This window comes from Aquisalinus flavus, assembly GCF_014640095.1.
GTDB classification, from domain to species: Bacteria; Pseudomonadota; Alphaproteobacteria; order Caulobacterales; family Parvularculaceae; genus Aquisalinus; species Aquisalinus flavus.
In genome coordinates this window covers 2,439,896-2,452,291 of record NZ_BMGH01000001.1, presented here as the reverse complement: position 1 = coordinate 2,452,291, position 12,396 = coordinate 2,439,896, and the positions used below count along the sequence as shown (strand labels likewise).

Genomic DNA, 12,396 nt, shown 5'->3' with positions numbered 1-12,396 from the left:
CCCTCTGGCGGCCTTAATCGACCAGCCCTTTGTTTTTATAGTCTTCCAGTCTGCCGCTGTCTTCTAGCGCGTCTGCGACTTCTGCCGGCATGTAGTTCTCGTCATGTTTTGCCATGACCCGCGCAGCGACGAAAGTGCCGTCCTGCGCCAGGGTGCCCTGCACGACGACGCCCTGATTCTCGCCGAACAGGCCGGGCAGCATGTCACTGGTCACCACAGTGACAGTCTTTTCGTAATCCGTCACCTTAAAGCTGGTATCGGTTTCAAGGCCTTGCTGGATCGAGCCCTCGACGACCATGCCGCCGAGGCGCACGGTGCGCCCGCCCAGCTCGCTCGCAGAGGGCAGGTCGCGCGGTGGATAGAAATAGACCTGGGACTGGCCGATGGCGATGACGGCAAGCCCGATCGCGCCGGTCAGCGCCGGCACGATCAGCGCGGCCAGCATCAGCCTTTGCTGGCGGCGGCGGCGCGGCATGCGCGCGGCCGGCTTGTCCGGTTTTTCTTGCGGGCTGTCAGTCATGGTCTTTTCCCGACACCTTGCGATAGCGGGCGGTGACCCAGGCGGCCAGCGCCCCGAGGCATAGGGCGGAGATCACCCAGCTTGCGGTGATCGCCAGCGTAAAGTCCTCACCGATCAGCGATCCGTCCATTACGCATGCTCCCCTTGTCCGGGGGAAGAGGGATCAGGGCCGGCAGGCGCCGGATGGGAGATCGTCGCCGTGCTTGCAGCCCGCGCGGGCCGGGCGCGGGCGTCGCGGCGCTTCTCAAGGATCACCGTATGCATGCGGAGCATCACGTAAAAGGCAAAAAGCGCGGTGTAGCCGAGTGCCATGATCGCCAGCGGCCACAGCATGCTCGCGGGCATCGACGGGCCATCGGCGCGGATCACGCTCGCCTTCTGGTGCAGCGTCTCCCAGAAATCGACGGAGAATTTGATGATCGGCAGGTTGATCGCGCCGACCATGGCGAGCAGCGCCGCAGCCCGGGCGGCCTGGCCCTCATTCTCGATCGCCCGCCACAGCGCCATATAGCCGGCATAGATGAACAAGAGTGCCAGCATGGAGGTCATGCGCGCATCCCAGTCCCACCAGACGCCCCAGGTGATCCGCCCCCAGATCGATCCGGTAACGAGCGCCAGCAGGGTGAAGACGAAGCCGGGCAGGGCGGCTTCGCGCGCAGCAATATCGGCGAGCGAATGGCGCCAGACATAGCCGACAAGGCTCGCCACCGCGATGAAGGCATAGGCGGCCATTGCCATCCACGCGGCGGGCACATGCACATACATGATCTTCACCGCCTCGCCCTGTACCCGGTCGGCCGGCGAGAAGCCGAGCGCCCAGACGGCCCCGGCCAGGATCAGCCCCGCGGCCAGCAGCCCGGCGACGGGCAGGGCCGGTCCGGTCAGCCGCCGGAAGCGGTCGGGATTGGCAAGGAACGCTAGCATTTTCATGAGATGGACTGCTTATCCCAACCCGCCTCTCATGTCTATTGGCCCGCACTGCAACGTTCCATTTGTCACAGCGTTTTCTTTGTTGCAGACTAAGGCGAGTTTGGGGTGTTGCTACAGGGGTAAGGCATCATGAAGTCACTTGAAATCAAGGCAGTACGCACGCTGCGCTCGAAGATTTTCGCCAATATGGCCGTGCTGGAGAGCTTTTGCGGACATATGCGCCGCGTTCTGGCCGCCTCGCATGATGTCGAGGTCGACAATATCAGCGACCGCGAACTCGCCCAGATGGTCCAGCAATGGCTGTCGGTCGGCGACAATGGCGCGAAGATGAACGAGGGCGACGCCGCGCCGGAAGATATCGTTGCCTCCTTCGCCGTCCTTGAGGAAAGCTGCAAGCGCCTGCTCGGCCCGGATTTTACCCTCGAAGAGGCGCAGGCCCTGACCTCGCTGCAGCATTACCTGGTGCGCCAGGCAGGCGGCGGGAGCGCGCCGGTTCCGGCCCTCGCGGCGGCTGCGTCAGCGAGCCTCGATGCGGCACCGCCAGCGCCTCAGAAACGCGGCTTCATGGCCCGTTTCTGGGACGCGCTGAACAGCGCCTGAGCCAGGCGGCGGGATCGTTCCCACCTGACCCTGATTTACCGGTCGTCCAGCGACCCGGGCGCCGGAAAGTCCGATCCGTCGCCATCGAGTACCAGAACCCAATCGATCCTTTCGCCCGCCTCCGGCGGGGTGAACGCGAAATCCTCGCCGGTATCATGCTGGCCGAGGGGCGTTGCCGCGCCGGTGCGCGGATCGAACAGCCAGGCCGTCATGGTCTCGCCTGACACGGCCCCTGCCGCGATCGAAACGGGCCGGCTGACCGGCACATAGACCATCGCCCAATCGCCCGCGGCGCTGCGGGTCGCGACGACGGTCTGGGCACCGCCGCCGGGGACAGACTTGCCGCCATTGCGCTCGACGATGATTTCCGGCGCGCGGACCCGTTTCTCCCAGCCGGGGCGGGAGGTCAGCAGGGCCTTCCCGTGGCGCATGTCGTCCCCGCCCGTCGCAAGCAGTGCCTCCCGCCAGGTGACGATCGGATCGATCGCGCCCCAATAGCGCTCGTCGAACATCTGCCAGATCGAATTATGGCCATAGGTGTGGCCGGCGGCGCCGTTGAACAGGTTCCAGTAGAGCGGCCGGCGCACATCGAGGGCCATGGCATAGCCATTGGTCTCCGCATCGAACTGGATCGGGATCCCCTCATAGAGCGGCTCGCCCTCGACCAGAGGTTTCGCCGGGTCGCGCGCCCGGTCGGAGATCGTGCCGGTATAATGCCGATAGTCCGTATTGTGACCGTTCTGGCGCATGTTGAAATCGAGCCAGGGACGGTCGTGGAACCACTGCGCCGACCCCGACCCGCCCTGCGGGTGGAACGTGATCAGCGCGTCTTCCCCGGCAGCCGCCTCGATGCCGGCGGCCATGGCGTCGGTGATCGCCAGATGCTCGTCCGTCTCCGGATTGCGGTCTCCGCCGAGCACCCAGATCACATCCTTGCCGCGATAACGCGCGCCGATCCATTCGCCATAGACCCGAGCATTTTCCGGTGTGAAGACAACCGGCCCGAGCCCCCATTTCAGGTTCCACTTGTCGCCCCAGGTCGGCAGCAGGGCGACAATCAGGCCGCGGTCATTGGCGGCCTCGACCACGCGGTCGACATGGTCCCAGTAGTCATTGTCGGGCCCGTCGATCATCAGCGGGCGGGCCGGGTCGGTGCCGTGCAGCGGCAAATAGCCGTGCGGGGTCTTTGCCTTCAGGCCGTCATGTTCGGCCAGGGCCACCGCCTGGATCACGGTGAAGCCGCGGGCCGCGCGGTCGTCGAGATAGGCGATCGCCTCGTCATAGGCCAGGCGGTGGAACAGCTCCCACGCCGTGTCGCCGAGCCAGAAGAACGGCTCGCCATCCGGCGTGACCAGATACCGGCCGTCCTCCGAGACGGACAATGGCGCTGCCTGGGTTGGCGCAAAGGCGCCGGTCGCTGAGATAGCCCCGAGCAGGGGAAACAGAAATCTGCGAAGCATTGGAGACCGGCGCATTCAGGTTCGTCCTAATCGATGGCGATGACCTTCATCGTGTTGGTGCCGCCATGGCGGCCCATCGGGATGCCGGCGGTCAGCAGGATGGTGTCGCCTTTAACGGCAATGCCCATCTCCTTGGCGATCTGGGCGGCGGCCTCGTCGAATTCCTCGAACGTCTTGTAGTCTGGCGTCACCATCGCCTGTACGCCCCAGGCCAGACTGATGCGCCGCGCCGTTTCGGCGAACGGGGTTATGCCCACAATGTGGGTGCGTGGCCGCTCGCGGGCGACGGCAAAGGCTGTCGAGCCTGCCGAGGTGCCGGCCAGCACCGCCTTGGAGCCGAGAAGGCTGACCGTGTGGCGGATCGACGTGGCAATGGCGTTGGCGTTTTCGGGGGTGGCAGAGGCCGTCTTCAGGTTGATGTCTTCCCAATAGGTCTCGTCATTCTCGACCGCCTGGATGATCCGCGACATGATCGCGACCACGGTTTCCGGATGGCGGCCGACGGCGCTTTCTGCCGACAGCATCACCGCATCGGCGCCAAGATAGACGGCTGCGGCGGTATCGGAGGCTTCGGCGCGGGTCGGCATCGGCGAGTCGACCATGGATTGCAGCATTTGCGTTGCGACGATCACCGGCTTGCCGGCCTTGCGGGCGAGGTTGATGATACGGCGCTGGGCAACCGGCACCTGTTCCAGCGGCAGTTCGACGCCGAGATCGCCGCGCGCGACCATGACCGCATCGGAATGCTGGATGATCTCTTCCAGCTCATCCAGCGCGGCGGGCTTTTCGATCTTGGAGATGATGCCGGCCCGGTCGCCAATGATCTTGCGCGCCTCGATCACGTCCTTGGCCTTCTGCACGAAGGAGAGCGCGATATAGTCGACACCGGCCTCCAGTGCGAAAGCGAGGTCCTTCTTGTCTTTTTCGGTCAGCGCGTCGATCGGCAGGTAGCGGCCGGGGATGTTGATCCCCTTGCGGTTGGTCAGTTTGCCCGGCACGTCGACCTTGGCCCTGCCCTCCAGCCCGTCGATCTCGGTGATCGTCAGGCGCAGCAGGCCATCGTCGAGCATCAGTGCGTCGCCTTTCTGCAGGGCTTCGAACAATTCCGGATGCGGGATCGGGATGACGCCGTCCTCATGGCTCTCCCGGTCGCAGACCAGCTTGAATTCCTTGCCGTATTTCAGATCCTGCTCGCCGCCGTTCAACTTGCCGACGCGGATCTTGGGCCCCTGCATGTCGGCAACGACGGTCAGATATTTGCCGGTCGCCTCTTCGGCAGCGCGGACATTTTTCAGGCGCTGCAGGTGTTCCTCATGCTCGCCATGGGAAAAATTGAGGCGGAAGGCGTCGACGCCGGTCAGTGCGAGAGAGCGGATGCGTTCCGGTGCGTCGCTCGCAGGGCCGAGGGTTGCGAGGATCTTGCATCGTTTGGTTTGCTTGTAGCCTGTCATTAAACGCTCCGTGATGGGATAAATGGCTGATCTTGTCAGCGTTCGCCTTGCGGCATGGGTGTAGATAATCTAGGGGAAACCGGCAAGGGAGTATGAGGGGTTTCCTCGTGACACTATTATGAAGCGGGCGGCGCCACAATGACCACGGGTCTTGATGAGGAAATCAGGCAGATTGCCCGACGCGTACGGCTGACCGACTTCTTCTGGGCCGCCGGTCTGTCCGGCGGTGCCTGCGGAATTTTCGCCGCGATTACCGAGACGCCGTTTTTCCAGGCAGCGCTGATCTGGATCGTCATCGTCGCCGGCCTCGCCGCGCGCTATTTCCTCGCCCGCATCAACTGGTCCAGACCCGCCCGCCGCATGGTGCAGGAGCAGCTGATCCTGTTCCAGCGCCTGCGTACCGTGCTGAATGCCCTGCCCGAGCCGGTGATCCTGCTGCAGGCCGAAGGCAAGATCGAGCTCGCCAACCCCGCGACCAAGGAATTCTTCAAGACCGAGCCCGAGGGCAAGTTCCTGACCGAGATCTTTCGCGCGCCGATCGTCGGCAATGCGCTGGAAGCGGCGATGAATTCCGGCCAGCCGCAGATTGCCGATTTCACCATTGGCGGGTCGGTCGAGCGTCATTGCCGTCTGTTCGTCACCCCCCTCGCAGCGCGCCAGCAGGGCGGGGACGGGGATGGGCCGGTCGAGGACGGCTTGCTCGTGTTCATCTCCGATCTCTCGACGGAGCGGCGCCTGCAGAAGATGCGCACCGATTTCATCGCGAATGCCAGCCACGAATTGCGCACCCCGCTGGCGTCGATGCTCGGCTTTATCGAGACGCTGCGCGGCCATGCCAAGGATGATCCGGAGGCGCGCGAGCGCTTTCTCGGCATCATGCAGGCCCAGGCAGAGCGCATGTTGCGCCTTGTCCGCGACCTGATGAGCCTGTCGACCATCGAACTGAACGAGCACATGCCGCCGCGCGATATCATCGACCCCGTGGCGGTGGCCGAGGACGTGAAAGCCAGTCTCGCGCCCGTCGCCAGCGAGTATGAGGGCCGCGTCCGCGTCGAGACCGACCTCGACGGCGAGGTCCGCGCCATCCATGGCGACCGTGACGAGCTGGTTCAGATCATCCAGAACCTGACCGATAACGCGCTGAAATATGCCGGGCGCAACCCGACAGTGACGATCCGCATCGGCCGGGGCGAGCCCGAAGCGCCTGGTCCGGATGCGATCCGCACCGGCGACACGGCCGCCCAGATCAGCGCCCGGGCCGGATTGAAGACGGCCGACCTCATCTATGTCCAGGTCCGCGACGACGGCCGGGGCATTGACCGGGCCGACCTGCCGCGCCTGACCGAGCGATTTTATCGCGTTGACGTCGAGGAAAGCCGTTCGCGCGGCGGCACCGGCCTCGGCCTTGCGATCGTCAAGCATATCGTCAATCGCCACAATGGCGGGCTCCAGATCGAGTCGAGCCTCGGCCATGGCTCGTCTTTCACCTGTTTTTTCCGGCCCGCGCGCAAAATCGTGATATCGCCGCCAAGCCCTTGAACTGGTTATTCAATTTTGAAATAAGTCAGTTTTGTGACAGCGCTTGCACCGCGCCTGCGACCGGTGCTATCAAATCACGCTAAATTAATGTGTCTGCTTATAAAATTCTGTCACAAAACTGGTTCATACAGCCCCTCTCTTAATGGAGTGCCGACATGGCATTGAGCCTGATCAGATCCGGGGGCAACCAGCTCGAAAAACTGTCTCTCAGCGTGACCGCCATGGGCGGTATGGTTGAGCAACAGCTCTCCGACGCCATCACTGCCTTTGAAAAGCGCGACCTGTCGCTTGCGGAACAGGTCATCGACATCGACCGCCAGGTCGATGAGCGCGAAGCTGCGATCGAAGCGCTGGTCCATGAGATCCTCGAGGGCCGCCGTCTTGCCGGGCGCGAGCTGCGCCAGGTGATGACGGCGCTAAAAATCTCCAACGAACTCGAGCGCATCGGCGATCTGGCCAAGAATGTCTCGAAGCGCACCAAGGTCGTCAGCCGCGAAGATGCCGCCTCCTCGGTCGGCACCGTCGTGCGCATGGGCCGTATCGCCCTGCGCCAGGTCACCGACGTTCTGAACTCGATCATGGAGAAGAACCCGGAAGGCGCGATCGCCGTCTGGGGCGGCGATGGCGAGCTTGATGAGCTCTACAACTCGATCTTCCGCGAGATCCTGACGGTGATGATGCGCGATCCGACCCTCGTCAACGCCTGCACCCACATCGTTTTCGTCGCGAAGAATTTCGAGCGTATCGGCGATCATGCTACCAATGTCGCCGAATGCGTGTTTTATGACCAGACCGGGGAACAGCTGAAAACCGTCCGCCCCAAGCGTGACGTGACCAGTGTCACCTCCGTGCCGAAGGAAAAGGCAAAGCCCGAGTAAGGGCGGCCTGAAAGGAAACTGAGCCATGGCCAATACCAGTGTCCTGATCGTGGAAGACGAAGAAGCGCTCGCCACGCTGCTCGATTACAATCTCGGCAAGGAGGGCTTTGACACGACGCTCGCCGGCGACGGTGAAGACGCGCTCATGAAGGTCGAGGAGCGCGCGCCCGATATCATCATCCTCGACTGGATGCTGCCGAAGATTTCCGGCATCGAGGTCTGCCGCCGCCTGCGCTCGCGCAACGAGACCCGCAATATCCCGATCCTGATGCTGACCGCCCGCGCCGAGGAAGCCGACCGCATCCGCGGGCTCGATACCGGCGCCGACGACTACATGACCAAGCCGTTCTCGATGAACGAGCTGGTCGCCCGGATCCGCGCGATCCTGCGCCGCATCCGCCCGGGGCTGGTCGAGGAGGCGTTGACCTTCGGCGACATCGTCATCGACCGCTCGGCCCACCGGGTCAGCCGCGGTGAGCAGGAAATTCACCTCGGGCCGACGGAATTCCGCCTGCTCGACCATCTGATGCAGCATCCGGGCCGCGTTTTCTCGCGCGAGCAATTGCTGAATGCCGTCTGGGGCTCGGACGTGTTCGTCGAGGCCCGCACCGTCGACGTGCATATCGGCCGCCTGCGCAAGGCCCTGTCGCGCCACGGCCACGCCAATCCGATCCGCACCGTGCGCTCCGCCGGCTATGCGCTGGAGCATGTGAACTAGCCAGGCGCTTTCGCGCAACGTGCCAACAAAAAAGCCCGGGCGATCCCGGGCTTCTTCATGTGCCGATGATTGAGGGGCTCGGCTGGCCTTGCCCTCACCCGGCTTTACGATGGGCGAGAATGCGTTGCTGCGGGCGCGGGCGATCCTTCCGGCTCGTGTTGGACGGCTGGAACGCCATATGGGCGTGATAGGCGCAATAGGGTTTCCCGGTCTGGGCGGACTGGCCGCAGAAATGGAATTCCTCGCTGGTCGGATCGCCGACCGGCCATTTGCACATGTTCTTGTTCAGGGTGGAAACGGTCGCCATGTCGCCGCCATCGAGCACCAGCGGCTCGAGGAATTCCGGCTCGTTGTCGTCCGCCTCGAAGGTCTTCGGGGCCGGGGCGAAGCTGCGCGGGGTGGCGGCGCGGGTGCCCTCGTTGACGCGGCCGCGCTGCGGCTTGGCCGGGGTCGCGCGGCCGGACAGGCCGAGCCTGTGCACCTTGCCGATCACCGCGTTGCGGGTCACGCCGCCCATCTTCGAGGCAATCTGACTGGCTGACAGCCCCTCTGCCCATAATTTCTTCAGGAGGTCTACGCGTTCGTCTGTCCAAGCCATATTGATGCTCCCATCCGCCTATAAATGAATTCGTTAACATCCGGCCGTGAACGCACACCATATATAGTGTAGGCCGGTAACCCGCTCCGTTGAAGCGCATAGATATAGTATCTGGACGAGAAAAAATTACAATATGCAGGGTTAAGAAAGTTTTAACCACAACATCCTGATTCGGGAAATTTTTTCCCCAGTCGAGGAAAAACTGCCTGTCTTGACCTTGGCCGCAGCAGGGGCCACACCAGTTTCATTCCCACGCAACAGGAAATTTCCGATCATGGCTGCAAACTCCGAAACGATCGTCGACGCGCACACGGTCAAGAGCAGCGCCTTCGGCGAGCGCCGCTTCGGCCATGTCAACTGGCTCGGCCTGTGGACTTTGTACAAGAAGGAAGTGCACCGCTTCATCAAGGTGGCGTTCCAGACCGTGTTCGCCCCGATCATCTCGACGCTCCTGTTCCTGCTGGTCTTCATGGGCGCGTGGGGCGCGCGCGGCACCGGGATCGAGATGGAGGGCGTGACGCTGGCCGTCACCCAGTTCCTGCCGCCGGGCCTGATCATGATGGCGATCCTGTCGAACGCGTTCCAGAACTCTTCCTCCTCGCTGATCATTGCCAAGGTGCAGGGCTCGCTGGTCGACGTGCTGATGCCGCCCTTGTCGGCGGCCGAACTGACGGTCGCCTTCGTCGCCGGTGCCGCAACGCGCGGCCTGCTGGTCGGGTTCGTCACCGCGCTGACGGTCTTCGGTTTCTCCCTGCTCGGCGAGCCGATGGAGGTCGTGCATCTCTGGCCGATCCTCTATTTCTCGGTCCAGGCGGCGATCTTCCTCGGCGCGCTTGGCGCCATTGGCGGCATGTGGGCGGAGAAATTCGACCAGCTCGCCCTGATCCAGAACTTCGTCATCACGCCGCTGACCTTCCTGTCGGGCACGTTCTATTCCATGCGCTCGCCCTGGCTGCCCGACTGGCTACTGGCGTTTTCCCACGTCAATCCGGTGTTCTACCTGATCGACGGGTTCCGCTATGGTTTCATCGGTGTGTCGGACGCCTCGCCGGTCATCGGGGCGATCGTGGTCATGGTGTTGAACATCGCCACCTGCGTTCTTACCTTCTTGCTCTTCAAGGCTGGCTACAAACTGAAATCCTGACATGACCGACTTCGACAAAACCCCGGCGCGTGCCGCCGATGACTTCATCCTGCCGTTCCAGGTGGGCGAAACCTCCGTGCGCGGCAAGCTGGTACGCCTCGGCGCCAGCGTCGACGAGATCCTCTCGCGCCACGACTATCCAGAGCCCCTGTCGCAGCTGACCGGCCAGACCGCGGCTCTCGTCGCCATGGTCGGCTCCTCGCTGAAATTCGATGGCAAGCTGATCCTGCAGATTCAGGGCGATGGCCCGGTCGCCATGCTCGTTGCCGACTATTCTGCCGGCGGCGCCCTGCGCGCCACGGCAAAGATCGCCGAGGGCAAGGAAGACGTGGTGGCCAATGCCCGCGGCGCGGAGCTGCATTACCTGCTCGCCAGGGGCCACATGGTCATGACCATCGACCAGGGCGCGGACATGGAGCGCTATCAGGGCGTCACCCCGCTGGAGGGGCCGGATATCGCCACGGCGACGATCAACTATTTCAAACAGTCCGAACAGATCCCGACCGCGATCAGGCTCGCCGTCGGCCGCATCGAGGTGCCGGGGCAAAAGCCGCAATGGCGCGCCGGCGGCATCATGGTGCAGTTCATGCCGGGCGAGGGCGGCGGGCGCGATCGCGGCGCGGCCGAGCTGATGCGCGAGGCCGACCAGGAAGACTGGGACAATGCCGAGGCGCTCTTAAACACGACGAATGCGGACGAATTGCTCGACCCGACCCTGCAGGCCGAGGAACTGCTGTTCCGGCTCTATCACGAGAACGGCGTGCGCGTCTTCGACGGCTCGTCGGTCCATTTCGAATGCGGCTGCTCGCGCGAGAAGGTCGAAATGGTCCTGTCGCGCTATGATCGCGCTGACCTCGAAGACATGGTCGAGGATGGCAAGATCGTGGTCAATTGCGACTTCTGCCGCGAGGAATATGTGTTCGAGGTGGAGGCGAGCGAATAGCGAATAGTAACTAGCGAATAGAGGTCTGAACCACTACTCGCTACTCACTCTCACCGCCGCCAAAAGCTGGGCGCGAACAGCACCAATACCGTGAAGAATTCCAGCCGGCCGAGCAGCATGCCTGCCGACAGCACCCATTTCGCGCCGGTTGGCAGGCTCTCGTAATTGCCAGACGGCCCGACGATATCGCCAAGGCCCGGCCCGACATTGGCGATGGCCGACCCTGCGGCCGACAGCGCGGTGACCGGGTCGAGCCCGAACAGCGACAGGATCACCGCGACCGTCGCAAACCCGGCGAAATAGACGAAGAAGAACGACAGGACGGAGATGAACACGTCATCCGTCAGCGCACGGCCATTATAGTGCGCGATGAAGACGCCATGGGGAAAGATCAGCCGCTTGCCATAGACCGTCAGCGCGGCCAGCGCCACCTGCAGCCGGAAGATCTTCAGCCCGCAACTGGTCGACCCGGCGCAGCCGCCGACAAACATGATGCAGAAGAAGAAGCCATAGGCAAAAGCGCCCCACAGGCCGTAATCTGTCGAGGCATAGCCGGTGCCGGTCATGATCGAGATCACGTTGAACGCCGACAGGCGGAAGGCGGTGAACAGATCGATCTCGTAGAGATAGAACAGCCGCAGCAGGATCACGACGATGCTGGCCGAGGCGATCATCAGGAAGAACCGCACCTGGGAGTCCGTGAACAGCGCATTGATCCGCCCGCGCATGGCGAGGAGATAGATGCCGAAGGGCAGGGAGCCGACGATCATGAACGCCGCGGCGACGACGTCGACCGGGCCGTAATCGCCGGAATCGAGGAAATAGCCGAACGAGGCGTCTTTCGTGGAGAAGCCGCCCGTGGCGATGGTCGTCATCGCATGGTTGACGGCGTCGAAGGCGGTCATGCCCATGCCCCAGTACAACATCGCGCACAGCGCGGTGAAGAACACATAGAGCCCGGTGATCGCCGCGGCGATCTGCGACGCGCCGGGCAGGATCTTGTCGGAATTCTTGTCGGAGGATTCCAGCCGGAACAGCTGCATGCCGCCGACCGACAGCATCGGCAGGATCGCGATCGCCATGATGACGATCCCGATACCGCCCAGCCATTGCAGCATGGAGCGCCACAACAACAGGCCCGGCGGCGCGTCATCGAGGCCGATGATCACCGTCGCGCCGGTCGTCGTCAGGCCGGACATCGCCTCGAAGAAGGCATCGGTGAAGCTCATCTTGTACAGGCCGAGCATGAACGGCACCGAGGCGAACAGCACCAGAACGACCCAGCTCAGCGTGGTGATGAGAAAACCCTGGCGCACCGTCATCGTCTCGAAACCGCCGCCGCTTGCCGTGGCGAAAAGGCCAAGACCCGCAAACACGCACAATAGCGAGCCCGCGGCAAAGGCGCTCCAGTTCTGGCGCAGATAGGGGTCGCTGGCGGTCAGGTCTGCCAGCAATGGCAGAAGCATCAGCCCGCCAAGGGCGGCGGTCAGCGCGCCGATGACCAGAATGACGGGCCTGAAATTGATCATGGCGGAAATGCTTGGCCTGCCCGGCAGGACTGGTCAAGGGCCGGCCAGGTGCCGGTCAGGCCCTGCGGGGCGATTGGGAGGCACAC

The 12,396-nt window shown here is 63.4% G+C and carries 13 protein-coding genes; 6 read left to right on the top strand and 7 right to left on the bottom strand.

All coding sequences use genetic code 11. The features are described 5' to 3' along the window. Positions 1-13: 13 nt before the first annotated feature. Genes ccmE through ccmC form a run of 3 tightly spaced genes read right to left on the bottom strand, consistent with a single transcriptional unit; the run spans position 14 to position 1,444 of the window. On the bottom strand, positions 14-520 hold the full coding sequence (gene ccmE / locus IEV88_RS11125) for a cytochrome c maturation protein CcmE (RefSeq protein WP_206711197.1): 507 nt from the start codon (positions 518-520) through the stop codon (positions 14-16). Next, the gene (locus IEV88_RS11120) at positions 513-650 is read right to left on the bottom strand and encodes a hypothetical protein (RefSeq protein ID WP_188158378.1); all 138 of its coding nucleotides are present in this window, start codon (positions 648-650) and stop codon (positions 513-515) included. Before IEV88_RS11120 ends, ccmE begins: the two co-directional genes overlap by 8 nt. Further along, entirely contained in the window at positions 650-1,444 is a 795-nt protein-coding gene (gene ccmC / locus IEV88_RS11115) for a heme ABC transporter permease CcmC (RefSeq protein WP_188159205.1), read from the bottom strand. Before ccmC ends, IEV88_RS11120 begins: the two co-directional genes overlap by 1 nt. A gap of 135 nt (positions 1,445-1,579) precedes the next feature. Here ccmC and IEV88_RS11110 point away from each other — a divergent pair, with 135 nt between their 5' ends. Then, positions 1,580-2,050, top strand: coding sequence for a hypothetical protein (locus IEV88_RS11110; protein WP_188158379.1), 471 nt, complete (start codon positions 1,580-1,582; stop codon positions 2,048-2,050). Between the two features lie 35 nt (positions 2,051-2,085). Here the strand turns inward: IEV88_RS11110 and IEV88_RS11105 are convergent, their stop codons facing one another. Both IEV88_RS11105 and pyk read right to left on the bottom strand, forming a co-directional pair. Continuing rightward, positions 2,086-3,510: a glycoside hydrolase family 140 protein gene (locus IEV88_RS11105; RefSeq protein WP_188158380.1), complete on the bottom strand. Its 1,425-nt coding sequence runs from the start codon at positions 3,508-3,510 to the stop codon at positions 2,086-2,088. A gap of 26 nt (positions 3,511-3,536) precedes the next feature. Beyond that, positions 3,537-4,961, bottom strand: a complete 1,425-nt coding sequence (gene pyk, locus IEV88_RS11100; protein ID WP_188158381.1) for a pyruvate kinase — start codon at positions 4,959-4,961, stop codon at positions 3,537-3,539. Between the two features lie 138 nt (positions 4,962-5,099). On the opposite strand from pyk, the gene IEV88_RS11095 reads away from it, so the two are divergent. The 3 genes from IEV88_RS11095 to phoB all read left to right on the top strand — a co-directional run bounded on the left by IEV88_RS11095 (position 5,100) and on the right by phoB (position 8,096). Then, complete coding sequence (locus IEV88_RS11095; RefSeq protein WP_188158382.1) at positions 5,100-6,500, top strand: ATP-binding protein; 1,401 nt, start codon at positions 5,100-5,102, stop codon at positions 6,498-6,500. A gap of 155 nt (positions 6,501-6,655) precedes the next feature. After that, positions 6,656-7,378 (top strand): phosphate signaling complex protein PhoU, encoded by a 723-nt coding sequence (phoU, locus tag IEV88_RS11090; RefSeq protein ID WP_188158383.1) that lies wholly within the window; start codon positions 6,656-6,658, stop codon positions 7,376-7,378. 25 nt (positions 7,379-7,403) lie between these two features. Beyond that, positions 7,404-8,096, top strand: coding sequence for a phosphate regulon transcriptional regulator PhoB (phoB, locus tag IEV88_RS11085; RefSeq protein ID WP_188158384.1), 693 nt, complete (start codon positions 7,404-7,406; stop codon positions 8,094-8,096). 94 nt (positions 8,097-8,190) lie between these two features. On the opposite strand, the gene IEV88_RS11080 is transcribed toward phoB, so the two are convergent. Beyond that, on the bottom strand, positions 8,191-8,694 hold the full coding sequence (locus IEV88_RS11080) for a GcrA family cell cycle regulator (protein WP_188158385.1): 504 nt from the start codon (positions 8,692-8,694) through the stop codon (positions 8,191-8,193). A 274-nt stretch (positions 8,695-8,968) separates the two neighbouring features. Here IEV88_RS11080 and IEV88_RS11075 point away from each other — a divergent pair, with 274 nt between their 5' ends. Beyond that, positions 8,969-9,838 (top strand): ABC transporter permease, encoded by an 870-nt coding sequence (locus tag IEV88_RS11075; RefSeq protein WP_188158386.1) that lies wholly within the window; start codon positions 8,969-8,971, stop codon positions 9,836-9,838. A gap of 1 nt (position 9,839) precedes the next feature. After that, positions 9,840-10,781: an Hsp33 family molecular chaperone gene (locus IEV88_RS11070; RefSeq protein WP_188158387.1), complete on the top strand. Its 942-nt coding sequence runs from the start codon at positions 9,840-9,842 to the stop codon at positions 10,779-10,781. A 50-nt stretch (positions 10,782-10,831) separates the two neighbouring features. Here the strand turns inward: IEV88_RS11070 and IEV88_RS11065 are convergent, their stop codons facing one another. Continuing rightward, complete coding sequence (locus IEV88_RS11065; RefSeq protein WP_188158388.1) at positions 10,832-12,310, bottom strand: TrkH family potassium uptake protein; 1,479 nt, start codon at positions 12,308-12,310, stop codon at positions 10,832-10,834. Positions 12,311-12,396 lie beyond the last annotated feature (86 nt).

Bases quoted from the DNA above. Each gene is read 5' to 3' on its own strand.
- ccmE (WP_206711197.1), bottom strand. From the start codon at position 520: ATGACTGACAGCCCGCAAGAAAAACCGGACAAGCCGGCCGCGCGCATG.
- IEV88_RS11120 (WP_188158378.1), bottom strand. From the start codon at position 650: ATGGACGGATCGCTGATCGGTGAGGACTTTACGCTGGCGATCACCGCA.
- ccmC (WP_188159205.1), bottom strand. From the start codon at position 1,444: ATGCTAGCGTTCCTTGCCAATCCCGACCGCTTCCGGCGGCTGACCGGA.
- IEV88_RS11110 (WP_188158379.1), top strand. From the start codon at position 1,580: ATGAAGTCACTTGAAATCAAGGCAGTACGCACGCTGCGCTCGAAGATT.
- IEV88_RS11105 (WP_188158380.1), bottom strand. From the start codon at position 3,510: ATGCTTCGCAGATTTCTGTTTCCCCTGCTCGGGGCTATCTCAGCGACC.
- pyk (WP_188158381.1), bottom strand. From the start codon at position 4,961: ATGACAGGCTACAAGCAAACCAAACGATGCAAGATCCTCGCAACCCTC.
- IEV88_RS11095 (WP_188158382.1), top strand. From the start codon at position 5,100: ATGACCACGGGTCTTGATGAGGAAATCAGGCAGATTGCCCGACGCGTA.
- phoU (WP_188158383.1), top strand. From the start codon at position 6,656: ATGGCATTGAGCCTGATCAGATCCGGGGGCAACCAGCTCGAAAAACTG.
- phoB (WP_188158384.1), top strand. From the start codon at position 7,404: ATGGCCAATACCAGTGTCCTGATCGTGGAAGACGAAGAAGCGCTCGCC.
- IEV88_RS11080 (WP_188158385.1), bottom strand. From the start codon at position 8,694: ATGGCTTGGACAGACGAACGCGTAGACCTCCTGAAGAAATTATGGGCA.
- IEV88_RS11075 (WP_188158386.1), top strand. From the start codon at position 8,969: ATGGCTGCAAACTCCGAAACGATCGTCGACGCGCACACGGTCAAGAGC.
- IEV88_RS11070 (WP_188158387.1), top strand. From the start codon at position 9,840: ATGACCGACTTCGACAAAACCCCGGCGCGTGCCGCCGATGACTTCATC.
- IEV88_RS11065 (WP_188158388.1), bottom strand. From the start codon at position 12,310: ATGATCAATTTCAGGCCCGTCATTCTGGTCATCGGCGCGCTGACCGCC.